General features: G+C 38.0%; 25 protein-coding genes and 1 tRNA gene. 8 read left to right on the top strand and 18 right to left on the bottom strand.

From position 1 onward, the window contains the following. Positions 1-3 precede the first annotated feature (3 nt). The 9 genes from Q9317_RS08405 to rimP all read right to left on the bottom strand — a co-directional run bounded on the left by Q9317_RS08405 (position 4) and on the right by rimP (position 8,665). The gene (locus Q9317_RS08405; protein ID WP_003101869.1) at positions 4-213 is read right to left on the bottom strand and encodes a heavy-metal-associated domain-containing protein; all 210 of its coding nucleotides are present in this window, start codon (positions 211-213) and stop codon (positions 4-6) included. After that, positions 155-2,413, bottom strand: coding sequence for a heavy metal translocating P-type ATPase (locus tag Q9317_RS08410; RefSeq protein ID WP_017794543.1), 2,259 nt, complete (start codon positions 2,411-2,413; stop codon positions 155-157). Before Q9317_RS08410 ends, Q9317_RS08405 begins: the two co-directional genes overlap by 59 nt. Next, a complete protein-coding gene (locus tag Q9317_RS08415) occupies positions 2,410-2,847 on the bottom strand; it encodes a CopY/TcrY family copper transport repressor (protein WP_003101873.1) in 438 nt (145 codons plus the stop codon). The genes Q9317_RS08410 and Q9317_RS08415 overlap by 4 nt, the downstream gene beginning before the upstream one ends. A 145-nt stretch (positions 2,848-2,992) precedes the next feature. Beyond that, entirely contained in the window at positions 2,993-3,349 is a 357-nt protein-coding gene (gene rbfA / locus Q9317_RS08420; RefSeq protein ID WP_003101876.1) for a 30S ribosome-binding factor RbfA, read from the bottom strand. Between the two features lie 95 nt (positions 3,350-3,444). Continuing rightward, positions 3,445-6,318: a translation initiation factor IF-2 gene (infB, locus tag Q9317_RS08425; RefSeq protein WP_003101879.1), complete on the bottom strand. Its 2,874-nt coding sequence runs from the start codon at positions 6,316-6,318 to the stop codon at positions 3,445-3,447. Between the two features lie 19 nt (positions 6,319-6,337). After that, a complete protein-coding gene (locus Q9317_RS08430; RefSeq protein WP_003101881.1) occupies positions 6,338-6,640 on the bottom strand; it encodes a YlxQ-related RNA-binding protein in 303 nt (100 codons plus the stop codon). Next, positions 6,633-6,929 (bottom strand): RNase P modulator RnpM, encoded by a 297-nt coding sequence (gene rnpM / locus Q9317_RS08435; RefSeq protein ID WP_003101884.1) that lies wholly within the window; start codon positions 6,927-6,929, stop codon positions 6,633-6,635. The genes Q9317_RS08430 and rnpM overlap by 8 nt, the downstream gene beginning before the upstream one ends. A 15-nt stretch (positions 6,930-6,944) precedes the next feature. Continuing rightward, positions 6,945-8,102, bottom strand: a complete 1,158-nt coding sequence (gene nusA / locus Q9317_RS08440; protein ID WP_003101886.1) for a transcription termination factor NusA — start codon at positions 8,100-8,102, stop codon at positions 6,945-6,947. Between the two features lie 86 nt (positions 8,103-8,188). Beyond that, positions 8,189-8,665, bottom strand: a complete 477-nt coding sequence (gene rimP, locus Q9317_RS08445) for a ribosome maturation factor RimP (protein WP_031239038.1) — start codon at positions 8,663-8,665, stop codon at positions 8,189-8,191. Positions 8,666-8,938: 273 nt separating this feature from the next. Between rimP and Q9317_RS08450 the strand changes: the two genes are divergently transcribed. From Q9317_RS08450 to Q9317_RS08460, 3 genes are all read left to right on the top strand, one after another. Further along, complete coding sequence (locus Q9317_RS08450) at positions 8,939-10,615, top strand: sulfatase-like hydrolase/transferase (RefSeq protein ID WP_119773869.1); 1,677 nt, start codon at positions 8,939-8,941, stop codon at positions 10,613-10,615. 67 nt (positions 10,616-10,682) lie between these two features. After that, positions 10,683-11,788, top strand: a protein-coding gene (locus tag Q9317_RS08455) for an IS3 family transposase (RefSeq protein WP_089180059.1) whose coding sequence is annotated in 2 segments (ribosomal slippage) — positions 10,683-10,959 and positions 10,959-11,788 — 1,107 coding nt in all. Because the reading frame shifts where the segments join, the coding sequence is not laid out codon by codon here. Between the two features lie 50 nt (positions 11,789-11,838). Next, positions 11,839-12,612 carry a sulfatase-like hydrolase/transferase gene (locus Q9317_RS08460; protein WP_003101893.1) on the top strand — a complete coding sequence of 258 codons (774 nt, stop codon included), beginning with the start codon at positions 11,839-11,841 and terminating at the stop codon, positions 12,610-12,612. A gap of 57 nt (positions 12,613-12,669) precedes the next feature. On the opposite strand, the gene Q9317_RS08465 is transcribed toward Q9317_RS08460, so the two are convergent. From Q9317_RS08465 to Q9317_RS08485, 5 genes are all read right to left on the bottom strand, one after another. Next, positions 12,670-12,756: transfer RNA gene (locus tag Q9317_RS08465), tRNA-Ser, on the bottom strand. A 26-nt stretch (positions 12,757-12,782) separates the two neighbouring features. Beyond that, positions 12,783-13,421, bottom strand: coding sequence for a tRNA (guanosine(46)-N7)-methyltransferase TrmB (gene trmB, locus Q9317_RS08470; RefSeq protein WP_003101896.1), 639 nt, complete (start codon positions 13,419-13,421; stop codon positions 12,783-12,785). Continuing rightward, positions 13,421-14,212, bottom strand: a complete 792-nt coding sequence (gene ccrZ, locus Q9317_RS08475) for a cell cycle regulator CcrZ (RefSeq protein ID WP_305981543.1) — start codon at positions 14,210-14,212, stop codon at positions 13,421-13,423. Before ccrZ ends, trmB begins: the two co-directional genes overlap by 1 nt. Before the next feature lie 60 nt (positions 14,213-14,272). Beyond that, complete coding sequence (locus Q9317_RS08480) at positions 14,273-15,307, bottom strand: ABC transporter permease (RefSeq protein ID WP_003101902.1); 1,035 nt, start codon at positions 15,305-15,307, stop codon at positions 14,273-14,275. Positions 15,308-15,309: 2 nt separating this feature from the next. Then, positions 15,310-16,035, bottom strand: a complete 726-nt coding sequence (locus tag Q9317_RS08485; RefSeq protein ID WP_003101905.1) for an ABC transporter ATP-binding protein — start codon at positions 16,033-16,035, stop codon at positions 15,310-15,312. 197 nt (positions 16,036-16,232) lie between these two features. Here Q9317_RS08485 and Q9317_RS08490 point away from each other — a divergent pair, with 197 nt between their 5' ends. Then, on the top strand, positions 16,233-16,652 hold the full coding sequence (locus Q9317_RS08490; protein ID WP_003101908.1) for an HIT family protein: 420 nt from the start codon (positions 16,233-16,235) through the stop codon (positions 16,650-16,652). After that, positions 16,649-16,951, top strand: coding sequence for a hypothetical protein (locus Q9317_RS08495; protein ID WP_003101910.1), 303 nt, complete (start codon positions 16,649-16,651; stop codon positions 16,949-16,951). The genes Q9317_RS08490 and Q9317_RS08495 overlap by 4 nt, the downstream gene beginning before the upstream one ends. Positions 16,952-17,087: 136 nt before the next feature. On the opposite strand, the gene lytR is transcribed toward Q9317_RS08495, so the two are convergent. From lytR to Q9317_RS08515, 4 genes are all read right to left on the bottom strand, one after another. Then, positions 17,088-18,383, bottom strand: a complete 1,296-nt coding sequence (gene lytR / locus Q9317_RS08500; RefSeq protein ID WP_003101912.1) for a glycopolymer--peptidoglycan transferase LytR — start codon at positions 18,381-18,383, stop codon at positions 17,088-17,090. A gap of 1 nt (position 18,384) precedes the next feature. Then, positions 18,385-18,915 (bottom strand): GNAT family N-acetyltransferase, encoded by a 531-nt coding sequence (locus Q9317_RS08505; protein WP_003101915.1) that lies wholly within the window; start codon positions 18,913-18,915, stop codon positions 18,385-18,387. Next, positions 18,902-19,351 carry a tRNA (adenosine(37)-N6)-threonylcarbamoyltransferase complex ATPase subunit type 1 TsaE gene (tsaE, locus tag Q9317_RS08510; RefSeq protein WP_031239039.1) on the bottom strand — a complete coding sequence of 150 codons (450 nt, stop codon included), beginning with the start codon at positions 19,349-19,351 and terminating at the stop codon, positions 18,902-18,904. The genes Q9317_RS08505 and tsaE overlap by 14 nt, the downstream gene beginning before the upstream one ends. A gap of 93 nt (positions 19,352-19,444) precedes the next feature. Then, a complete protein-coding gene (locus tag Q9317_RS08515; RefSeq protein WP_003101920.1) occupies positions 19,445-20,905 on the bottom strand; it encodes an NCS2 family permease in 1,461 nt (486 codons plus the stop codon). A 228-nt stretch (positions 20,906-21,133) separates the two neighbouring features. Here Q9317_RS08515 and Q9317_RS08520 point away from each other — a divergent pair, with 228 nt between their 5' ends. The 3 genes from Q9317_RS08520 (at position 21,134) to Q9317_RS08530 (ending at position 24,191) form a co-directional block, all read left to right on the top strand. Beyond that, complete coding sequence (locus Q9317_RS08520; protein WP_003101922.1) at positions 21,134-21,946, top strand: HAD family hydrolase; 813 nt, start codon at positions 21,134-21,136, stop codon at positions 21,944-21,946. Between the two features lie 360 nt (positions 21,947-22,306). Continuing rightward, on the top strand, positions 22,307-23,296 hold the full coding sequence (locus tag Q9317_RS08525; RefSeq protein ID WP_003101927.1) for a PTS sugar transporter subunit IIB: 990 nt from the start codon (positions 22,307-22,309) through the stop codon (positions 23,294-23,296). 85 nt (positions 23,297-23,381) lie between these two features. Beyond that, the gene (locus Q9317_RS08530; protein WP_003101929.1) at positions 23,382-24,191 is read left to right on the top strand and encodes a PTS mannose/fructose/sorbose transporter subunit IIC; all 810 of its coding nucleotides are present in this window, start codon (positions 23,382-23,384) and stop codon (positions 24,189-24,191) included. Positions 24,192-24,202 lie beyond the last annotated feature (11 nt).

Genomic DNA, 24,202 nt, shown 5'->3' on the forward strand with positions numbered 1-24,202 from the left:
AGCTTAATGGTCTTGATACTTTGTTAGACTAAACTTGCTTGATGCCAAGGCTCTTTTAAGAAGTGGTTCCCAAATGAACCCTTGAACAAAAACTTGCTTGTTGTCTAAGTCAACTCGAACCCTTTTGACTCCGGGGACAGCTTCGAGTTTATCTTTAACGTTTTGGGCACATCCTTGACACTTCATACCACTGATTGTATAGATTTTTTCCATTTACTTCTCCTTCTATTCTTATGGTTTTGAGCCTTAAAGCATTTAAAACAACAGACACTGAACTTAGGCTCATAGCAAGTCCAGCAAACATGGGATTAAGTAAGGGGCCTCCAAAAAGGTGCAGAACTCCCATAGCAATGGGAATCATCAAAAGATTATAAATAAAGGCCCAAAACAAATTTTCTTTCACAACTTTAATAGTTGCCTGACTGAGTTGAACGGCTTTCACTAAATCAAGCATTTGTGGTTTCATCAAGATGACATCTGCAGCTTCAATCGCTATATCAGTTCCTGTTCCCATAGCAATACCAATTGCTGCTGTAGCTAGTGCTGGGGCGTCATTTATCCCATCTCCAACCATGGCTACTGGTCCAAACTCTTTTTGCAGCGCAGCTATGATGGAAGCTTTCTGATCGGGTAAGACTTGACTATAAACCTTATCAATCCCAACTTTTTTTGCTATTGCTTTAGCAACAGATTCCTGATCTCCTGTCAGCATAATGGTCTTGATTCCCATCTTCTTTAATTGGAAGATGGTTTTTTGGCTGTCTGCTTTGAGCTGATCTGATACAAGAAAATATGCCACTAGCTCCTGATTTTTAGCTACATATATGACTGTTTCATTACTTGTTTCAGGGATTTCTGCAACTTTAATTCCTTCTTTAGCCATCAATTTGGCATTCCCGACAATAAGGTCCTTGCCTTTTACTCCCATGCCTGTGTGTGCTTTAAAGTCAGATACTTCTTCCAAGGTCAAGCCATTTTCTTTTGCCTTTTGGACAATTGCTGTGCTAATAGGGTGTTCTGAGTATTGTTCCAGTGAAGCCACTGCTTGTAAAAGCGTTGGATCTTGCTGTGCTAAAAAATGCATGCTTGTCACTTGGAGCTGTCCTTGGGTGATGGTGCCTGTTTTGTCAAAAACAATTGTTTTAACCTGATGAAGATTCTCCAAATAATCTCCACCTTTAAAAAGAATACCATTGTGTGCTGCTCGCCCAGAACCCACCATAATGGCTGTTGGAGTGGCTAAACCAAGGGCGCAAGGACAGGCAATTACAAGAACGGCAATTCCTGCTGTCAAGGCAAAATGAAAGCTTTCTTGCATCAGAAAGAACCAGAAAAAGACTGTTAGCAAAGACAATACAATCACAAATGGGACAAATCGTCCTGAAAGCTGATCTGCAATTTTGGCAATTGGTGCTTTTGTAGCCTGTGCTTCTTCAACCAGGTCAATCATTTGTGAAAGAAAGGTCTGGTCATCACTTTTGCTAACACGAACCAACAGGTTCCCTTGACCATTTATTGTTCCTGCATAGACTGGACTATCACTAATCTTCTCGTTTGGGATACTTTCACCTGTTAACATGGACTCATCAATAAAAGAACTCCCTGATAGAACATAGCCGTCAAGAGGCACTTTTTCACCAGGCTTAATCATTAGAGTCTGTCCAACTGTGATTTCTTCAAGGTCTACTAATTTGCTAATACCATCTTTTACAAGTCTTGCCTGTGTTACTTTCAAACCTAAGAGTTTTTGAAGAGACTCAGAGGTTTTGCTTTTAGAACTTGCCTCAAAAAAATTCCCCAAAGTAATCAGAGTCAAAATAACAACTGCAGACTCAAAATAGAGTTGATGTAGGTAGTGGAGATGCCCTTTGAAGACTTGAGCAAGAGCAAACGTGCTAAATAAAAAAGAAACGGTAGTGGCTAAGGCTACTAGAGAATTCATATTGGGGGCTTGCTTAAAAAGAGAGTTAAAGCCATTGGTAAAATACGATTTATTAAAATAGAGAACAGGTAAAGTCAAGAAGAACTGCAAGATTGCTTGAAACTTTAAGTTAGTGGCAAATGGGACAGGTAAGCCAATCATGCTCCCCATAGCCAAATACACGACTGGAATGGTAAAGATTGCCGAACAGATAAACTGACGCCACAACCTTTGCGTGACATTATCCTGACGCTCTTGTAAGGACTTGTCTTGCTTGCCTAGATAACGTGTTGCCTGGTATCCAGCTTCAGCAACAGCTTTTTCAATAATCTTGGGGTTAATAGTTTCATCCTGATAATCAACACTTAGTTTTTCAGTAGTCAGATTGACACTTGCTTGGTCAACTCCTGGTAAACGTTTAACAGCATTTTCAACACTCAAGGCACAAGAAGCACAAGTCATGCCTTCAATTAGAAAACTTTCTTTTGTCATCTGTGACTTTCCTCCTTGTCACAACGGCATTGCCCAGGAATACAATTGCAGGGCACTTTTCCTACGGTAGACACTTCTTTCTCTCGTAGAAGTTCTTGAAAATCTGCAATATCTTGCTTTGTCATGGGCATAGCTTTTAAAATCTTTAGCAAGAGGCTAGCATGCTTGCGCTGACATATGTGATTGAGACCATCTTGAATCAATTTTTCTTGGTAATCTTTTTCGTTGACTAAAGACTCATATAAAAAAGCTCTCCCTGATTTTTGGGTGCCAACTAATTTTTTGTCCACCAATCTGCCTAATAAGGTTTTAATGGTAGAGGGTGACCACTGGAATTTTTCTTGTAGAATATCAATGATGTCACTACTTTTGAGTTGTTTTCTTGCCCAAATGACACGCATGACTTCCCATTCTGCTTCAGATATTGTTTGCATCTTGACTTCCTTTTGTTTACATGTGTAAATATATCTTATCACTTTTGTCTACATTTGTAAATTTATAAGACATAAAAAATGCCCCAATGGTTAGATTCCCTTCTAACCATTAAGGGGCCTTTTACTTATCAATGAGATTTAGCAATTAGTCCTTTGATTTACTGTCTAAATCACGTAATAACTGATCAATTTTATTGCCATATGCAATGGAATTATCTTTTTCAAATACCAAGTCCGGCATTTTATACATGGTTAATTTATGAGATAACTCACGTTTAATAGTTCCAGTTGCTTTTTCTAAACCTTTTTGTGCTTTTTGGTTGTCCGATGCCAAGTCACTCATGAGGGTGTAATAAATTTTTGCAAGGGATAAATCACCAATCATTTGCACTTCAGTGATGGTAACTCCTTGAACACGTGGGTCACGAATTTTTTTCTGTAAAATATCGTTGACTTCACGTTTAATTTCCATTCCGACACGGTCAATACGATGGTTTGCCATATGATGTTTTCCTTTCTTCATTGTTTAAGAAAAGGTTGAAGTCTTTTGTCACCTCAACCTTCCTTTTTGTCTGTATTCTATTGCACTTGTTCTTATTATTTACGAACAATTTCTTCCATGATGTAAGCTTCGATAGTATCATCAGCTTGCAAGTCGTTGTAGTTCTCAATCATCAAACCACCCTCTTGGGCATTTCCAACTTCTTTGACATCATCTTTATAATGTTTAAGACTTCCTAATTTACCATCAAAGATAACAACATTATCACGGATAACGCGTACGCTTGAATCACGTGTAATTTTACCTCTGATAACCATAAATCCACCAATTGTTCCCACTTTAGAAACTTTGAAGGTTTCACGAATAATGGCTTCACCAAGAATTTTTTCTTGGAAGACAGGATCAAGTTTACCTTTCATAGCTTCTTCAACTTCTTCAATCACTTTGTAGATAATGCTGTGAAGACGAATTTCAACGGCATCTGCATCTGCTTGTTGACGAGCTTGTGGAGTAGGACGGACGTTAAATCCAATGATTACAGCATTTGATGCTTCAGCAAGTGTCACATCAGACTCGTTGATAGCACCAACTGCTGAGTGAACCACATTAACACGAACACCCTCAACTTCAATTTTAAGAAGTGATGCTGCAAGAGCTTCAACAGATCCTTGAACGTCAGCTTTAATGATAACATTAACTGTTTTGATTTCTCCAGCTTTAAGGGTATCAAAGAGGTTATCAAGACTAACACGTTGTGTATTTTGACGTTGTTTAAGAAGAGCACGCTTGGCACGTTCTTCACCAGCTGCACGAGCAGCTTTTTCGTCTTCATAAACTGCGAAGTGATCACCAGCCATCGGAGTTTCATTCAAACCAGTAATTGAAACAGGTGTTGACGGCAAGGCAAACTTCACACGGCGTCCTAAGTCATTAGTCATCGCACGAACACGACCGAAGGTATTTCCAATAACGATAGGGTCTTGAACATTAAGTGTCCCTTGTTGAACAAGAAGAGTTGCAACTGCACCTTTTCCTTTATCAAGACGAGCCTCGATAACAGTACCAATAGCACGAACAGTTGGATCTGCTTTAAGTTCTTCAACCTCAGCAACCAAAAGAACAGTCTCTAACAATTCATCAATATTTTTATTGAATTTAGCTGAAATTTCAACAAATTCAGATTCACCACCCCAAGCTGTTGAAATAATACCATGCTCTGCTAATTCAGAAATAACACGTTCTGGGTTAGCACCCGGCTTATCAATCTTATTAATAGCAACAATGATTGGAACGCCAGCTGCCTTAGAGTGATTAATCGCTTCAATAGTTTGTGGCATAACACCGTCATCTGCTGCAACAATCAAAATGGTGATGTCTGTTACAGAAGCTCCACGTGCACGCATGCTTGTAAAGGCCGCGTGACCTGGTGTGTCCAAGAAAGTAATTTTCTTACCAGCTTCTTCGATTTGGTAAGCACCAATATGCTGAGTGATACCACCAGCTTCTCCTGTTGCAACGCGTGAATTACGCAAGGTATCTAAGAGTGTTGTTTTACCGTGGTCAACGTGTCCCATAATGGTTACAACCGGTGCACGTTCAACAAGATTTTCTGGGTTCAAATAAGTGTCGTCTTCAAAGAAACGTTCAATATCTGCGTCATCAACTTCGACTTTTGCCTTAGCTTCAATCCCATAATCAACCATTAAAAGTTCAATGGTGTCCCCATCGAGTGATTGGTTTTGGGTCGCCATAACACCCATCATGAATAATTTTTTGACAATTTCTGCTGGCTCACGTTTAATACGTTTTGCGATATCAGCTACTGTCATACCTTCTGAATACTCAAATTCTTTTGGTAATTCATGGAATTTACGCTCTGTTACTGGTTTTGGAGCTGCAGTATTATTTCTATTGTTCTTGCCTTTTTTAGGCTTCTTGTTCCAGTTACTATTTCTTTGATTTCTCACTTGGTTCTGATTATTCCAACTCTTCTTATTTTGCTTAGGTCCTTCGTCACGACTTTGATTTTCATCACTTGTCTTTTCAGGACGCGTTTTCTTACGACGTTTATCTACAGGTTTAGCGGCAACTGGTGCAGCAACAACATTATTCACAAGTGTTGTTTTTTCACTTTGTGGTTTTTCTTTCAGTTTTGCTGCTTGAGCTTTTGCTTCTTTTAATGCCTCTTGTTTTGCTTCTTCACGCGCAATTGCTTCTAAACGTTTTGCTTCTTTTTGCTCACGAATTTGGCTTTCTCTGTGACGAGTATACTCTGCATTTTGCTCAGCTTTTAAAGCTGTTGCTCTTGCTTTAAAGTCAATTTTAGGAGCGGTTACTTGTGACGGCGTCTTCACCTGCTGACTGTTTTTAAAACGATCATTTGGTCTGTCATTGTTAACTGAACGGTTGCCAACTGATTGACGGTTATCATTACGATTGTTGCCTGTTGGCTTGTTGTCAAACCGTCCGTCACGATGTTGACCTTGCTGACGGTTGCTATTACGGTCAGTTGTGACCTTACCTTTTTGACCATTCTGGCGATTGTCTTGACGTCTTGGTGCTGAAGTGTTTTGACCTGATTGTCTACGAGCTTCTTGTTCTTTTGCACGAGCTTCACGTTCAGCTTTAAAATTACGACTCTTTGGTTTAGCAACAACTGCTTGAGGAGCAGCAGATGGTGCTTTAACTTCTGAGAGGTCTTCTTTTACTTGAGCATTTGGTGTTTTTGCAACAGTTTCTTTTACTGCTTCAGGCTTCTTCTCACTTTTACTTGTTTGAACAGCTTTTGTTTGGTTGGTTTCAACTTTTGAATCTGTTGAAAAGCTAGAAACTAGACGCTTAGCATCCGCAGCTTCTACACTTGACGCGTGACTTTTCACGTCCAAGCCTAAAGCTTTGGCATGTTCTACAACCTCTTTACTGGTTTTGCCTAATTCTTTAGCTATTTCATGTAATCTTTTCTTTGACAAATTGTGTCCTCCTATTCGTCTATTCCATAAGAGTCCTCATTTTCTTTGAAAATCCAGTATCTGCTACGGCTACCACTTTACGTGGTTTTCCAAGGGCAGCACTTAATTCCAGTGCACTAAACACTGTGGAGACTTTTACATTGTAATAATTACTTTTATCGGTTACTTTTTTAGTCACATTTGGTCCGGCATCATTTGCAAGGAAGACAAGATTTACCTTTTGATTTTGAATGGCCTTAACAACCAACTCTTCACCTGAGATAACTTTTCCTGCACGTTGAGCTAAACCAATGAGATTTGATAATTTATCTAAATTATTCAAGGCCTAACTCTCTTCTTTTGACTTTGTGATCCACATAAGCAATCAATTCATCGTAAAAACTTTCTGGAATTTCCATCGAGAAACTACGATTAAAAACTTGTTTTTTCTTGGCTTGAAGTGCTTCGTCATTGCTAAGTTTGATATATGCCCCACGGCCATTTTTCTTTCCTGTTGGGTCAATTGATATCTCACCATCTTTTGTTTTCACAATACGAAGCAAGTCCCGTTTATCAATGATTTCTCCAGAAACCAATGATTTTCGTAAAGGTATTTTTTTTACTTTAGGCATCAAACACCTCGATTCTTATTCTTCCTCGTTAGCAACAGTCTCTTCAACTGTATCTGCTTCTACAGGCGCAGCAGCTTCTTGTTCTGCTTCAAGACGTTCATATTCACTGGCAGACTTGATGTCAATACGATATCCTGTCAAGTGAGCGGCCAAGCGAACGTTTTGTCCACGACGACCAATAGCCAGTGACAATTTGCTATCTGGAACAACAACTGTCGCACGTTTTAGGTCTTCGTCATCAAAGAGAACCATATCAACTTCAGCTGGTGCAATAGCATTGTAAATGAATTCTGCTGGGTCATCAACCCATTGAATCACGTCAATGTTTTCTTCTACTGGAATTTCAATGCCTGTTTTAGCATCAAAGCGTTTTGGATGGAATTTGCTGATGATTTTTTTAATGTTGCTTCCACCACGACCAACGATAGTACCAATAGCATCTACGTTAGGGTTATGGCTGCGCACCGCAACTTTTGTTCTGTCTCCAGCTTCACGCGAAACACTCATGATTTCAACAGTTCCATCAAATACTTCTGGAATTTCTTGTTCCATGATACGCTTGATAAATTCTGGATGGCTGCGGCTGACAAAAACGTTAACACCTTTAGGATTGTTTTCAACTTTGTAAACATAGACTTCAATACGATCATGTGACTTGAAGCTTTCACCTGGAATTTGATCTTGGTGTGATAATTGTGCTTCAAGTGAGCCTAGGTTAACATAAATGAAACGTTGGTCAAAGCGTTCAACAGTTCCTGTCATGATTTCGCCTTCATGTTCTTTGTACTCATTAAAAGTAACTTCACGCATTTGGCGACGCATTTTTTCCATAATTGTTTGTTTAGCGGATTGTGCTGCTACACGACCAAACTCTGTTACAGATTCTTCAAATCGAATTTTATCACCAAGTTCGTAAGCAGAACTAATAGCTAAAGCATCACTTAAACTAATTTCCAAGCGGCTGTCAAAAACTTCTTCAACAACTTCACGGACGGTGAAGACTTGAAAATCAGCTGTTTTTTCATTAAATTCAATGACACATGATTCTGATTGGCCATAACGGCGTTTGTAAGCTGATTTGAGTGACTCTGTTACAGCATCAATGATGTCACTTTTATTAATGTGTTTTTCTTCCTCTAAAATACGGAAGGCTTCTAGCATTTCTTTGCTCATAATGTTGTCTGCTTTGCAAGACTGCAAAAGCAAAATTCCTTTCTTATTGTTCAACGTAAAAGAAGTAAGTCTACTTCTAATATTTCTTAAAGTTTAACAGCCATTCTAGCTTTTGCTACTGTCTTATACGGGATTTCGACACGTTTTTGTCGTGTTTTATCTAGGTAATCAATGGTCAAGGTTTCACCATCAAATGCCACTAAATCCCCTTGAAAGACTTTGATTTTATCAATAGCCTTATAAAGACTAACATTGATGTAAGAACCAATAGCATTTTCTAAACTTTCAACCGTTTTTAGAGGTCTTTCCAATCCAGGACTAGAAACTTCCAACATGTACTGACTTGGAAATGGATCTGGTGTGATTGTGTCTAATAATGGACTGATAAGCTCAGTCAATTGAGTTGTATCTTCAACACTGATGCCACCTTCTTTGTCAACTAGAATGCTAAGAATATAGTCGCTTCCCATTTTTTCGTATTCAACATCAACTAACTCGTAGGGTGTTTCAATAACAGACCTTATTTTTTCCGTAACAAGGTCAACAATAGTTTGATTTGCGATGGTAGTGTCCTCCTTTACTGCTTTAACAAATTACTTGTCTTTACTTAATAGACGCCATGTCAATACAAAAGTGGCGAGATATTCTTCTCACCACCTTTCTGTATTAGTTAATCATATTATATCACATTATAATAAGATAGCAAGTTTAAACTCTCTTTCATGCCGACTTTAAAGTCAATTTCCCTTTTTTAATACTGACTTTAATTCCTGCTGGTTTCAAAAAGCTACAATTTATACTATAATATGTGGTGATTACTATTTTTGGGGGTCTTCTTGAATAACATTGTCAAAAATCCGTTTTTTAAACGGTTAACTATTATCAAAAATCGAAGCTTTTGGTATCTCTTGCTGACTTTTTTTGTTTCTTTTGGTCTATCTAGTATTGCTTTATACAATACCTTTGCAAGTCAAAATAGCAACATCTTTGATTTCATTCCTGTTCAGTTGCCTATTATTTTAGCACTAGCTCTTGGGCTTTTCATTTCTGGTCAGATGTCTGTGAAGTTTGTCAGTAAAGTAAGTTTCCTTTATCTTTTTTTCTTAGTCAGTTCCTACTTTATTGAAATGACCCTTCGTTTGAACGATGCTGACTTTGAATGGCAAGATTATAAAGAATTTTGGCAGCACAATTATTTAAATTGGTTAGGCCTTGTTTTATTAGTTGCCTTGTTTTTTAAACTGCTCTCTAAGAAAGTTACCATCTTTGAAAACATCAGAGTGCCTCATGACAAAAACTTTGCCATTCCTATTCTAGCTCAATTTTTGACTAGTTTTTACATTTCATCTAATCAATTTTTGAACCGCCTAGAAGTCAATACCTTTTTCCCACTTCATTTAGAGGATTCTCTTGAAAGTTCAAGGCATCTGTTTCTCTATGCTTTTGTTTTCTATCTTCTCTTTTTACTTGTTACCATCACCTTTATTAAAGGTCTTAGGGATATAAAAAGAAATACAGCAAGTCTATCATTAGCATTCAGTAGTAGTGTCTTTTTAGCAACCTTAATGAATTACTCACTTCAAGCTGGCATTACGGAGCAAGGTGCTCATTATGGGGTTTTGATTGCTCCTGGCGCTACCATTTATCAAATCATTGTACTTTCTAGCCTCTTTTTCATTGCTTATATTGCCATTAACCGTTACATCATAGCCACTCTTGTGATTACTAGTTTGTCCGGCCTCTTTTCACTAGCTAATAGTTTAAAATACACTGCCCGACACGAACCAATTGTCCAAGCTGATTTAATGTGGTTAAAAGACATTAGTTTCTTCAAGGACTACATCTCACTAACATCACTTGTAGAAGCTTTGGCAGCTCTTGCCATCCTTGTAACAATTGTATTTCTCTCGAAAAAAGTTGTCTTGCCTAATCCAATTATCAAACAGCTAAAGAGACAATTAGTCTTACTTCTCATCTTATTTAGTACTTGGGCATCTTTTCTTCATTTCCTAACAAAGCATGCAAATGAGCCTTTTCCAGACAATATCCCCGTGCTATCACCTGTCTACAATCTTTTTGATGTTGATTGGTTAGGTATCAATGCCAATACCAGATTTCAATCCTTGTCTTATGTTTGGATTAAAGGGTTAACGGTTGATAAAATGAATCCACCCAAAGGGTATAGTAAAGAAAAAATCAAAGCCCTTTATAAAAAATATCAAGAAGAAGCTTACCTTTTGAACAGTCAAAGGCAAAAAGAACTCTCCGATCAAACTGTTATTTTCATCTTAAGCGAGAGCCTTGCAGACCCTACACGTTTAAACGGTATTACTGCTGCCAATACTCCTATTCCTTACATTCAAGCCCTGAAAGAATCTACCACCGGAGGTTATATGATTTCTGACGGTTACGGGGGAGGAACGGCTAATATGGAATTCCAAACATTGACAGGCTTGCCCTTTACAAACTTCAACTCTAATGTCTCGGTGCTTTATTCTGAAGTGGTTCCTTGAATAGGTTACACTAAACTAGACAGAAATTATAAAGTGTTCTACACTTAAGAAAAACGGGAGAAAAACCATGTCTAGAAAAGTACGTCGTCACTTCACCGATGATTTTAAGCAACAAATTGTGGACCTTTACAATGCTGGTAGAAAGCGTAGCAGCCTCATCAAGGAATACGAGCTAACCCCTTCCACCTTCGATAAGTGGGTTAGACAAGCCAAAACAACTGGTTCATTCAAGTCTGTTGATAATCTGACAGATGAACAGCGGGAGCTAATTGAACTCAGGAAACACAATAAAGAACTCGAAATGCAATTAGATATCCTAAAGCAAGCGGCAGTGATTATGGCACAAAAAGGGAAATAATCACTGCTAATAAGGCTAAATACAGCATTTCAAAGATGTGTCGCTGGCTGAATATGCCACGCTCAAGTTATTACTATCAAGCCGTGGAGTCAGTATCTGAAACGGAGTTTGAAGAAACTATTAAAAGAATTTTCCTCGAGAGCGAGTCCAGATACGGATCCAGAAAAATCAAAATATGCTTGAATAACGAAGGTATCACACTTTCACGGCGTCGGATTCGACGCATTATGAAGCGACTCAATTTGGTTTCTGTTTATCAGAAAGCCACCTTCAAACCACATTCTAGAGGCAAGAATGAAGCCCCTATTCCCAACCACTTAGACAGGCAGTTTAAGCAAGAAAGACCACTACAAGCCTTAGTCACTGACTTAACCTATGTTCGTGTAGGCAATCGTTGGGCTTATGTTTGCCTCATCATTGACCTATACAACCGTGAAATCATCGGCCTGTCTCTTGGTTGGCACAAGACCGCTGAACTCGTTAAGCAAGCCATACAAAGCATCCCTTACGCCCTGACCAAAGTCAAGATGTTCCATTCAGATCGTGGCAAAGAGTTTGATAATCAGTTAATTGATGAAATATTGGAAGCCTTTGGAATCACACGTTCGCTTAGTCAGGCTGGTTGTCCTTATGACAATGCCGTAGCTGAAAGTACGTATCGTGCTTTCAAAATTGAATTTGTTTATCAAGAAACCTTTCAATCGCTGGAAGAACTAGTTCTTAAGACTAAAGACTATGTTCATTGGTGGAATTACCACCGCATTCATGGTAGTCTCAACTACCAAACACCAATGACTAAAAGATTAATTGCCTAGAAAAACACTTTATAAATGTTGTACAGAAAAGTGTTGCCTTTTCACCTAATATGAAAAAAATGCCTTCTATTAGTGACTTCTATAAACCAAAACACCGTCAAGTCATTCACTTAAATAACGCTCAGAACTATAATCGGTTAGCAGTTTATAAGAAGCTTGACTTCAATAAATTTATCGCAAGCTCTGGCACCAAGGACAAACCCTCATCCACAGAACTTTACGGACCTTATCCAAGTGATAAAACCACTTACCAAAATGTCCTAACTGAACTAAATTCAGATAAAGGTCAATTCATCTATGCATTGACTATGCAAAATCACGGACCTTATGGAAGCCCTCATAAACCCTATGATATCTGGGGTGACAATTTTTCGGACGCTGAAAACAATGCCCTACAAGACTATGCTGATCGATTACTCGAAACAGACCGAGTCACAGAAGAATTTCTAAACACCTTAAAAACCATAGATAAAGAGATTACTGTTGTCTTTTATGGTGACCATTTACCTGGCCTATATCCTACTAATTTTTTCCAGACAGACGATCTCCAAAAACAAACAACCGATTATTTCATTTGGTCAAATAAAAAAAATGTAAAACATAACTACCCCCTTATCCGATCAAATGACCTCCCCGCTATGCTTTTAGAAACAACCAACTCAAAACTATCACCTTACTTTGCCCTTTTAACCAAAACCCTCCCTTCAGAACAAGAAGGTATCAATAAAGAACGGGCGAAAGACTTAGCATTAATCCAATATGATTTAACCGTTGGAAATTATTATCTGAAAAATTACCCTCAATTTTTCGACATTTCACACTAAAAAAAACCTCTACTAGCTATTAGTAGGGGATTTTCATTGATATATCAATAAGATAAAAGGAGAGGAGGGGATTCGAACCCCCGAGCCCCGTTAAGGACTACACGCTTTCCAAGCGTGCGCACTCGGCCACTATGCGACCTCTCCGTAAAAGGAAGTTGGAAACCAACTTCTTAATGAAACATTGCTTCAACACGGTAAATAACTTGACCTTTTGATGAAAACTTTGCTTCGTATTCAGTCATTACATTGCCTTCATAATTACTGGCATGCAGGTCTAACCAAACTTGTTTTAGCGTCATACCATATTGTGAAAAACTAGCTAAACTGTATTCAAACAAACCTCTGTTATCCGTTTTGAAATGGATTTCTCCATTTTCCGGTAGAATTTGCTTATAAGTGTCTAGAAATTCCTTGTAAGTCAAGCGACGTTTTTCATGCTTGGTTTTTGGCCAAGGATCTGAAAAATTAAGGTAGAGAAGATCAATTTCGCCATCCTCAAAATAATTGGTCAAACTTGACCCATCAACTCTAAGCAACTTAATATTTGGTGCTTGACTTTCTAAAACCTTATCCAAAGCATAACTAAGAACCGATAATTGAATGTCAATTCCAATATAGTTAATCTCTGGGTGAGCTAAGGCCATGCCTGTAATAAAACCACCTTTTCCAGAACCCACTTCAACATGAATGGGATTGTCATTTCCAAAAACGTCTTTCCAGCAACCTTTGGCATCTTCTGGTTTTAGAATCACATAGTGTGGATTATTTTCAAGATGCTCTTGTGCACCTTTACGTTTTCTAACTCGCATTATTTCTTTCTAAACATCTCTCTAAATTGTCGTAGGGCATAAATTTCTTGGTTAACATGTTCCATATCACGTTGATCAAAACATCTCAAAATCTGAGTTAAATAAGATAATTGGCCATACCAAACAATCTTTTTAAAGACCTTCTCATTATTTTTATAACCATAAACAGCTAACCATTCTTCCCAACGCGAACGTGGAATGTAATGACTTAGCAAATAAGCCACATCATACATACGATCTGTCAAACGAACAGAATCCCAATCACACAAATAAATCATTCCACTTGTTGTAATAACCCAGTTGCTATATTTAATATCTCCGTGCACAATAGTTGCCACTTCGGCACGAAATTCCGGCAAACTTTGCTTTAATTCTGTTACAACAGATTGTAAGTAAGAATTTTGTTGAATTTGATAGGGTGCATTTTGTTCAAAATCAGATAATAAATCATAGGGATTTTCAATCCTATAATTTAATTGCAAAAGCTGATTAACCAATTGTTTTGACTTATGAAGACGACCCAAAATATGAATAATTTGTTTGCTACTCATATCTTGGCTTGACAGAATCCTTCCATCAAGCCACTCTTGAGCACTCATCATGTCCCCATTTCCCATACGCTTTGCCCATAGGAGTTGAGGAGCAATCTGTTCTTTGGCTAAGGCAGGCAAGATAGGTGTTGTGTTTAGCTTAATAAATACACTATCACCATTTGGATAGGTTCCTTTATAGGCTTTACCACTTTTGCCTCGTAAAGGCGTCAATGCTAATTCTTCGTCCGTAGTTGTCACCTTATCGCCCTCCTTTTCTTTTTATAATCACTTAGTCCTATTTTACTTGTTTTCCTTAACTTAGTCAATTATGTTCTTCAACTTATATGGTAAGTAAAAAAGATTGAGAAGTAAGAAAACACAGGTGATGATGATGATATTAAGAAGAGAATGGCTAAGAAGCATCTCAACAAGCCACAAAACAAGCGAAATTCCTCTTAAAAAGAGTAGCAGATTTTTTTTCTTCAATGTCGGTGTTACAGGATACAAACTCGTCAAATAATGGTAATCAAAATGATGGTAAAGTGCTAAAAGTTGGAACAGGAGTAAATAGTTACACAAAGAGGCTAATATCGCTGCAAGATAAGGGGGCTGAATAAACCAGAGAGCTAGACTGCTGAGTAAAAGCAAACGAATGAAAAGCCCCAAATAGTCTGCACTACGAAGAAATGCGCGTGCATATAGATGTGTCCAAAAAAGAGTGCTTTTTTGAGGTAACTTGCTTAAAAGACCAGTTAAATAAGGTCGCTCTTTAAAACCACTTGTAATTCCTTTGACATTAGTAAACAAAGAATAAAAAGTTAATATTTTCTGTTGACGGTGTCTTTCTTTTTCAATAGCCAGTTTCCAATTGAGCCCTGTAGGAGTCTTCAACTGATTTATTTTATAATCTTGAATAAACCATTTAACCACTAAAAGTAGCAAAATAACTATCCCAATAGAAACAACTGACAAGCCCAGTTTTAAAAAAATAGGAGCTAGTAAAACCAAGCAAAGGGTTTGAAAAGTTCCCCACAAGATAAAGGAATCTTTTCCTGACTTTTTGATTTCTAACAGAACTTCTTCTTCTTTGACCAATAAATAATGGCTATCCGAAGCTTCCAAGTAGGTCGCTGGCTGGCCAAAACCTAACAAAAATTGAACCAGTGATATCAGAACAAGAATCACCGCAAGGCGATTTTTAGGAAAATGGGCCAAGAGTTGACTATACTGGTAAAGCAAATAGCCTAATAAAAACATGAGCACTAAGACAAAATGATCATTGAAAACATAGGGGAGGTACTTGAGTTGGCGTTTTTGAAAGGCCAGTCTACGCTTTCTAAATAATTGTTCCATGCTCAGACCTCTCTTGTTAAGGCAAGGTAGATGTCATTAAGGCTTGCTCCAGTTTGAGCAAATTCTTGTCTGAGTTCTTCTAAAGTTCCCTGTGCTCTAACTTGTCCCTGATGTAAAATGACAAAACGATCACACATTTTTTCAGCGGAATCTAAGACATGGGTACTCATCAAAATAGATTTGCCTTTAACTTTTTCACTTTCAAGGTAGCTAATCAAGTCTGAGATCGCTAATGGGTCAAGTCCTAAAAATGGCTCGTCTAAAATAAAGAGGCTTGGGTCTATGATAAAAGCACAAATAATCATGACTTTTTGCTTCATTCCTTTAGAAAAATTTACCGGATACCAGTCTAATTTATCCGTTAATCGATAGCTTTCAAGCAGTGGTTTAGCACGTTCCATGGCTAGTTTCACATCAATATCATAGGCCATGGCAATGGTTTCAAGGTGCTCACTTAAAGTCAGTTCTTCATAAAGACTTGGTGTTTCCGGAATAAAACCAATTTTTTTGCGGTATTCTGCCATGTTTTCATCTAAGGTTAGGCCGTCAATGCTGATTTTCCCTTGGTAGGGTTTCAAAAGTCCGATGATTTCATTAATGGTTGTGGATTTACCTGCACCATTCAAACCAATCAAACCAACCAGCTGACCGTCTTCCACAGAAAAGCTGACGTCTTTAAGAACAGGAATATTAAGGTAACCTCCTGTTAAATGTTCAATTTTTAACATATTTCTTCTTTCTATTTCATTGATTTCTTATAATAACCATTATAGCAAAAAAGCTCATGAGGCAACATTCAAAAAAACATATTTCCATTGATTTCTTGAAAGCCTTCCAAGTTCTAAAGGAAATCCTTTGCATTATCGTTTTGCCCGTGCTAAGATAAAAGTACTATATTTCATTTAGGATTGAAGAGGTTTTAGATATGGATAATTGTATTTTTTGTAGCATCGTCTCGGGTGATATTCCTTCTGCAAAAGTCTATGAAGATGATCAGGTTTTAGCTTTTTTAGACATTACCCAAACAACCCCTGGGCATACCTTGTTAATTCCTAAACAGCATGTTCGTAACATTCTAGAAATGAATTCAGATCTTGCCAGCCAAACATTTGCGCAATTACCAAAAGTGGCACGCGCTGTCCAAAAAGCAACCCAAGCACTTGGTATGAACATTATCAACAATAATGAAGAAATCGCTGGTCAAACCGTTTTTCATGCGCATATTCACCTTGTTCCACGCTTCGGTGATAAAGATGGCATCGCTATTCAATACACAACCCACGATCCTGATTTTGACAAACTGGCTAGCCTTGCTTCGTCTATCCAAAAGGAGATTGCCCAATGACATTAAAATCTGCCTTGCTTATCGGCCTTTCATCAGTGATTGCCTACAAGACTTATCAGCATAAAGATGAGCTTCTAGCCATTGCTAAAAACAGTAAAAAACAAAAAGATAACATTCAATATGATCTTGAAAAGATAAAGACTAACCTTGCTGTTATCAGTTCTGAAACACACAAAATTCAAAAAATGAGCGATGACATCACCTATCGCTTACGTGTTTTCAATGCTCAAACACAACCTCTTTTCATGCAAATTAAAGAACGCATGGAAAAGTATCAATCTCAGGTAGATGAGCAATAACCTAAAATAGAATGACAAGAATCTAGTCTCAGTATTTCTTTAAAAAATGAATACCTTAAAAAGGCATAGAATAAGCGTTTTGAACAACGTCATTCTATGCCTTTTGCTGTGTTCTAGAGTTTTTCCAGCCTCTTTTTTATGGGCCTACTGCTGGAGCTGCTCCTGTAGATGGTGATTGCTCCGCAGGTACCGGAGCAACTGGAACTGTTGGACTACTATTTGTAGCAGGCTCTGTTACGGCAGTTCCAGTAGAAGATGATTGGGAACTTTCAGGTGGGATAAAGGAAACATTTGGTTCTGGCGTTGAATAATAGCCTCCCCCTGTATTATTACTGTCTGGATAACTGGAATACTTAGGGGCTTGCTGCGTCACTGAAGAGTTCGCTCCCCCTTGAGTCGTTTGCTTAACACTGCTGCCACCATATAATTCTTCATAAGTGACAGCCGTTGTCACAAGCTCTGTAACCTTTGAAATTCCCAACTGTTTGCGAATCTTATTTTGAATCTCCAAAAGATGTGGTTCTGTCACAATTTGATAAGAACCGCCATCTGCTAAAGTAGCATCCTCACCTCTCAACTGCTCAGACTTAATGACATTCAAGGCATCTTTATAGCCTAATAATTTAGGAATTGTTGCTGATGAAATCTCAATATTGGTCTGCATATTGTTACTTACAGCTTTAAGAATCTTACGGTAAGAACTAATACTATCTAGTGCAAGAATTTTTTGGAGCACCTTTTGAATAACGATTCGTTGGCGTTTTTGTCTACCATAATCACCTTCTGGGTCATCATAACGCATCCTTGCGTAAACCAAAGCTTGCTCACCATTAACCTTGTGGGTTCCCGGGTCAACAGTTGCCGTGTATTCTGGCTCATTTTCTGCAATTGAAATTGGGAAGTCAAAATCGTTGGTAACTGTAATTCCACCAACAGCATCAACTAAATCGACCAAGCCTTGCATGTTAATGCGAACATAATTGTCAATAGTAATGTTAAGCATGTCCTGAACTGTCATAATAGCCATTTCAGCTCCACCTGCAGCATAGGCAGCATTTAATTTAGCTTGAGCACCATTCATGTCATTTGAATTTGGTCCAGAGAGATTAATTAGAATGTCTCTTTCCAAACTGGTCATCGTTGTTTTTTTAGTCTCAGGGTTGATAGTAACCAAAATCATTGAATCACTATTTCCTTCCCATTTAGACTTACGCTCTGAAGAACCTGTATCAACTCCCATTAAAAGAATTGAGAAGGGTTTTGTCTGCTCAATAGCTTTACTTTTTGTTTTTGAGGTTGAAAAATCTTTAAAGGTTTTTGATAATTCATCCGTTGAAAAGTTATAAGCACTGGTTGCGTAAACACCAAGCGCAAGAATTGTCGTTGATAAAATAGCTAAGAGCATAAGCCCTATTTTTTTTCCAATTTTCATCTTATTTGTTGTTGGTTAAACATTTCCCCATCAGGTAAACATCTAACAATTCTCCATCCTTTGATTTGATGCCCATTTTTCGTCTTCCTTCAATATCAAAATCAAAACCTTGATATAGCTTCAGGGCTACTTCATTTCTAACTTGTACTTCAAATGCAATCTTCAGCAATTCTGGCGTTTGTTCTGCCCATTCCATGGCAAGCGTCATAAGCTCACTACCCAAACCAAAACCTTGGTATTTTTTACTTACGGCAATGAAGAGTTCACCAATATGCGCGTTACTAGGGAGCGAACCTGCTGTAATATTGACAAGTCCAGCAATTTCTTCTTCAACTTTGAGCAACAGACAGATACTGCTGATTTCTTGACTCTGATTAAAGATAAAATCTGCTATTTCGTGCTCAGTCGCCTGACTAATGTTTTCAGTTTCTGTGATAAAATCAGTCTCTTGACTAATCTTCTGAAGGAATTGCCTCAATTGCTGTGCATCTTCTAGCTCAGCCTCTTGAATAGTAATATTATCGTTCGGCATCTTCTAACTCCATCATCAGGTTATGATAAGCATTACCGTGAGCCTTGCATTCAATGGAACGACCTTGTTCACATCTTGAAATAATCAATTCCAAGTAATCTTCAAGAATATCATCTCCTAAAAGTTCTCCCCACTCAATAACAGTTACACCATCATTATAAATGAAGTCATCCAAATCAATGGAATCCGGATCATCACCAATGCGGTAAACATCTAAATGGTATAAAGGCAAGCGGCCTTCATATTCCCTAACTATTGTATAGGTAGGGCTCTTAATCATTTGATCAATTCCCAAGCCCTTGGCAATGCCTTTTGTCAAAGTCGTTTTTCCAGAACCTAAGTCTCCTGTCAAAACAATAAGGTCATTGGCTTTAAGCCGTTGACCAAGTTGATAGCCAAAAGCAATTAACTGGTTTTCATTAGCACTATAAAACATAAAGATATTATAGCAGAAAAGCCCTTGACTTCCAAGTCTAAGCATGAGTAGCTCTAAGATAAGAAAAAAAGGCACCTCAAGGTGCCACAAAATCTATATAATCGCTAGAATAATAAAGTTCAATATAAAGAGCAAGGTTGCTCCCCAAAGAATAGGATGAACTTCTTTAGCTTTTCCTTTAACAATCTTAACCAAGCAGTAAAAAATGAAAGCTCCCGCAATCCCATAAGAAATAGAATAGCATAAGGCCATAAAGAAAGCTGCAAAGAAAGCCGGTAGCGCATCTTCAAAATTACTCCAGTCCACATCAAGAAATGAGGAAACCATCATAACCCCTACAATGATTAAAGCTGGTGCAGTTGCTGCCGCTGGAACAATTCCAACAATAGGAAGTAGTAAAATAGATAAGATAAAACATACTGCCGTTGAGACAGCTGTCAAACCAGTTCGACCGCCTTCAGCGATACCTGCTGCTGATTCAACATAAGTGGTTGTATTGGAAGTTCCAAAAAGTGCACCAATAGATGTCCCAATGGCATCTGCAAAAAGAGCACGATCCATTTTTGAATTAAAACCAGTGCTATTTTCAAGAGCCGCCTCATCTTCTGTTGAGAAGATTCCTGTTCGACGCCCTGTTCCAATGAAGGTTCCAATTGTATCAAAAGTGTCAGAAAGTGAAAATGCAAAAATTGTCATCAAAACAAGTGGTAACCTACTAGAATTGTTAAAAAGAGAAGACATGCCATCAAAAGCAGCTAAAAAAGTGACCCCTAATTCATCAAAGGCCTGGCCAATGTGATTTGCTCCAAAATTCACTGCTGATAAATTCACAACTCCCATCGGAATCCCCACTAAAGTTGTTACAACAATTCCTAACAAAATCCCACCACGAACATTTTTGATGACCAAAACTGCCATTAATAAAAGTCCAAATATGGCTAATAGAACACTTGGATTGGTAAAGGTTGAAATAGCCGGAACGACCCCACCATTGGCATTAACAGAATAAAGCCCCTTAGCAAAGGTTTTAGCAGTTGCCTTAGCAGGTTCAACCCCATTAACGGCAACAATATTTTGTGCAGAAAGGGAAAAATCAATTATATCAGCATTTTTAAAGCCTAGATAGGCCACAAAAACACCAATACCACCACCAATAGCATGTTGCAAACTCACGGGAATGGCTTTAATGATACTTTTTCGAACTTTTGTTACTGTGATGAAGATATTAAAGAGCCCGCAAAGGAAAACCATTGCTAAAGCTTCTTGCCAAGTAAACCCTAAGCCAAAAACAACTGTGTAGGTAAAAAAGGCATTTAAGCCCATACCAGGAGCAAGTGCATAGGGGACATTGGCGAAAAGGCCCATTATTAAAGTTGAAATAGCAGCAGCAATAATCGTTGCTAGAAAAACAGCCTTAGTTGGCATTCCTGCAGCCCCTAAAATACTTGGATTAACAAACAAAATATAGGACATGGCAAAAAACGTTGTTAAACCAGCAACAAGCTCAGTAGAAACCTTTGTTCCATTTTCTTTTAACTTAAAAAACTTTTCCATCTTTGTGGAATCTCCTTAAATGATAGTGACAAAAGTTCAAAAATCTCTTTTAGCATCTTTTTTTGTCTAAAACCGAACGTTTGAACTTAATTTACGAACGATAAATATATATTACTACTATATCGTTCTTTTTTCAAGTAAAATCATTTAATCCTTCAAATAAAATAGCAAGCTGATCTAAAAATCTTTTTTTCTTTTATTACTGTCCATTTTTGATATAATTTACATATGACTAAAAAAATAATCGCAATCGACCTTGATGGGACCCTTCTTCATCAAGATAGTACAATCTCACACTTCACAAAAGAAACCATCAAAAAAGTGCAAACTAAGGGGCATCAGGTCATTATTTCAACTGGTAGACCCTACCGTATGGCTTTAGACTACTACTTACAATTAGAACTTAAAACCCCAATTATTACATTTAACGGTTCTTTAACTCACATGCCAGAACGCAAATGGGAATACGAACATAATGTAACACTGGAAAAAAAATACCTGTTAGACCTTTTAAAATACCAAGACGACTTTAAGATGGATTTTATCGCCAGTGAATACCGTAAAAATTTTTACATTACAATGGATAACAAAGAAAAAATCAATCCTCAACTTTTTGGTGTCGATAAAATCACTGATGATATGGCATTAGAGCGTCATAAAATCACTCGCAATCCAAACGCTTTATTGACTCAAACACATCATGAGGATAAATACGCGCTAGCAAAAAGTATGCGTTCTTTCTTTAAAGATGAAATCGAAGTCGATTCTTGGGGCGGACCACTAAACATTCTAGAGGTATCTCCCAAAAATATTAATAAAGCCTATGCTTTACATTACCTCCTTAAAATCATGAATAAAGATAAAAAGGACCTCATTGCCTTTGGTGATGAACACAACGACACTGAAATGCTTGCTTTTGCAGGGACAGGTTATGCTATGAAAAATGCAAGCTCTGTTCTCCTTCCCTATGCAGACCAACAATTGCCGTGGACTAACGAGGATGACGGAGTGGCTAAAAAACTTGAAGAGCTTTTCTTATGAGACTAAACGAAACCACTTTGATTCCTCAAAGTGGTTTTTTTACACTTTTTAAGGCTTCAAAACCAAGCCTTTTTTCATTTTTTCTCATTATTTTCACTCATTTTTTGCAGTTTTGTCTAAGCTTATCCTCAAATACGGTTATATTATAGTAGAATAGGCTTTTATTGCTTGTTTTTGTGATTGATTTTGCATGTTTTTACTATTTTTTGAAAAAACTATTGATTTTTCATTGAAAACGTTTTACAATAGAGTCGTTCTTGAATTTCGTTTTTTTGAAAAAGAATTGCCAAATGATATTTGGAAAGGAGATTATTCTTTTTCATTTCAACGAGAAATATTTTAAAAGGAGGAAGAACAAGAATGGGTATCGGTATTATTATTGCCAGCCACGGTAAATTTGCTGAAGGCATTCATCAGTCCGGTTCTATGATTTTTGGTGAACAAGAGAAAGTACAAGTTGTTACTTTCATGCCAAACGAAGGTCCAGATGATTTATATGCACACTTCAACAATGCTATTGCACAATTTGATGCTGATGATGAAGTCCTTGTACTAGCTGACTTATGGAGTGGATCTCCATTTAACCAAGCTAGCCGTGTTATGGGAGAAAACCCTGACCGCAAGATGGCTATCATCACAGGTCTTAACTTGCCAATGCTTATTCAATCCTACACAGAGCGTCTAATGGATGCTAATGCAGGTGTTGAACAAGTTGCAGCAAATATTATTAAAGAGTCTAAGGACGGGGTTAAAGCCCTTCCTGAAGAACTAAACCCAGTTGAAGAAGTTGCAAGCAAAGAAGCTGCTCCTGTAGTACAAGGTGCTATTCCAGCTGGTACAGTTATCGGTGATGGTAAACTTAAAATCAATCTTGCCCGTATTGACACACGTCTTTTACATGGACAAGTTGCAACAGCATGGACGCCTGCTTCAAAAGCAAATCGTATCATCGTTGCTTCAGATGAAGTTGCCAGTGATGACCTTCGTAAACAATTGATCAAACAAGCTGCTCCTGGTGGGGTTAAAGCTAACGTTGTTCCAATCAGCAAATTGATTGAAGCTTCAAAAGATCCTCGTTTCGGAAATACTCACGCACTTATTCTTTTCCAAACACCTCAAGACGCACTACGTGCTGTTGAAGGTGGTGTTGAGATTGAAGAGTTGAACGTTGGTTCAATGGCTCACTCAACTGGTAAAACAATGGTTAACAACGTTTTATCTATGGATAAGGACGATGTTGCTACTTTTGAAAAATTACGTGACTTGAATGTCAAATTTGATGTTCGTAAAGTACCTAATGATTCTAAGAAAAACTTGTTTGAGCTTATCGAAAAAGCAAACGTCAAATAAGTTCATCTCATTTAAGTTTTTAATCGTTATGTTGCTACTTTTTGCAACTAATCGTTTCGTTAACATACTTTGAAAGGATTACAAAATGTCAGATATTTCAATTATTTCTGCAATTTTGGTCGTAATCGTTGCCTTCTTCGCTGGTCTTGAAGGTATCCTCGACCAATTTCAAATGCACCAACCACTTGTTGCATGTACATTAATCGGTCTTGTAACAGGACATCTTGAAGCTGGTGTCATTCTTGGTGGTACACTTCAAATGCTTGCTCTTGGTTGGGCAAACATTGGTGCTGCCGTTGCACCAGATGCTGCACTTGCTTCTGTTGCTGCCGCTATCATCTTAGTTAAAGGTGGAGATTTCACTCAAAAAGGAATCACATTCGCTTATTCAACAGCTATCCCACTTGCTGTTGCTGGTCTTTTCCTTACTATGATCGTTCGTACTTTATCAACTGCACTTGTACACGCTGGAGATAAAGCAGCCGCTGAAGGTAACTTCGCTGGTATTGAACGTTTCCACTTTGCAGCTCTTTTACTTCAAGGTCTTCGTATTGCTATCCCAGCTGCCCTTCTTGTTGCTGTACCTACTGAAGCCGTTCAATCTGTTTTAAATGCTATGCCTGCATGGTTAAACGAAGGTATGCAAATCGGTGGTGCTATGGTTGTTGCCGTAGGTTATGCTATGGTTATCAACATGATGGCAACTCGTGAAGTATGGCCATTCTTCGCTCTTGGTTTCGCTCTTGCAGCTATTAGTCAGCTAACACTTATTGCTATGGGTGTTATCGGTGTTGCTATTGCCTTTATCTACCTTAACCTTTCTAAACAAGGTGGTAGCGGAGTTGGATCAGCTGGTTCAACAGATCCAATCGGCGATATCCTAGAAGACTACTAGAAAGGGGTAAG

It is taken from the genome of Streptococcus iniae (assembly GCF_030732225.1).
Taxonomy (GTDB): Bacteria; Bacillota; Bacilli; order Lactobacillales; family Streptococcaceae; genus Streptococcus; species Streptococcus iniae.

Coding starts and splice junctions, on each gene's coding strand:
- Q9317_RS08485 (WP_003101905.1), bottom strand. CDS start 16,035: ATGTTAAAAATTGAACATTTAACAGGAGGTTACCTTAATATTCCTGTT.
- lytR (WP_003101912.1), bottom strand. CDS start 18,383: ATGAAAATTGGAAAAAAAATAGGGCTTATGCTCTTAGCTATTTTATCA.
- Q9317_RS08525 (WP_003101927.1), top strand. CDS start 22,307: ATGGGTATCGGTATTATTATTGCCAGCCACGGTAAATTTGCTGAAGGC.
- trmB (WP_003101896.1), bottom strand. CDS start 13,421: ATGCGAGTTAGAAAACGTAAAGGTGCACAAGAGCATCTTGAAAATAAT.
- Q9317_RS08490 (WP_003101908.1), top strand. CDS start 16,233: ATGGATAATTGTATTTTTTGTAGCATCGTCTCGGGTGATATTCCTTCT.
- rbfA (WP_003101876.1), bottom strand. CDS start 3,349: ATGGCAAACCATCGTATTGACCGTGTCGGAATGGAAATTAAACGTGAA.
- rnpM (WP_003101884.1), bottom strand. CDS start 6,929: ATGCCTAAAGTAAAAAAAATACCTTTACGAAAATCATTGGTTTCTGGA.
- tsaE (WP_031239039.1), bottom strand. CDS start 19,351: ATGTTTTATAGTGCTAATGAAAACCAGTTAATTGCTTTTGGCTATCAA.
- Q9317_RS08460 (WP_003101893.1), top strand. CDS start 11,839: ATGAAAAAAATGCCTTCTATTAGTGACTTCTATAAACCAAAACACCGT.
- Q9317_RS08480 (WP_003101902.1), bottom strand. CDS start 15,307: ATGGAACAATTATTTAGAAAGCGTAGACTGGCCTTTCAAAAACGCCAA.
- Q9317_RS08410 (WP_017794543.1), bottom strand. CDS start 2,413: ATGACAAAAGAAAGTTTTCTAATTGAAGGCATGACTTGTGCTTCTTGT.
- Q9317_RS08530 (WP_003101929.1), top strand. CDS start 23,382: ATGTCAGATATTTCAATTATTTCTGCAATTTTGGTCGTAATCGTTGCC.
- Q9317_RS08405 (WP_003101869.1), bottom strand. CDS start 213: ATGGAAAAAATCTATACAATCAGTGGTATGAAGTGTCAAGGATGTGCC.
- Q9317_RS08415 (WP_003101873.1), bottom strand. CDS start 2,847: ATGCAAACAATATCTGAAGCAGAATGGGAAGTCATGCGTGTCATTTGG.
- Q9317_RS08515 (WP_003101920.1), bottom strand. CDS start 20,905: ATGGAAAAGTTTTTTAAGTTAAAAGAAAATGGAACAAAGGTTTCTACT.
- Q9317_RS08520 (WP_003101922.1), top strand. CDS start 21,134: ATGACTAAAAAAATAATCGCAATCGACCTTGATGGGACCCTTCTTCAT.
- nusA (WP_003101886.1), bottom strand. CDS start 8,102: ATGAGCAAAGAAATGCTAGAAGCCTTCCGTATTTTAGAGGAAGAAAAA.
- Q9317_RS08495 (WP_003101910.1), top strand. CDS start 16,649: ATGACATTAAAATCTGCCTTGCTTATCGGCCTTTCATCAGTGATTGCC.
- Q9317_RS08505 (WP_003101915.1), bottom strand. CDS start 18,915: ATGCCGAACGATAATATTACTATTCAAGAGGCTGAGCTAGAAGATGCA.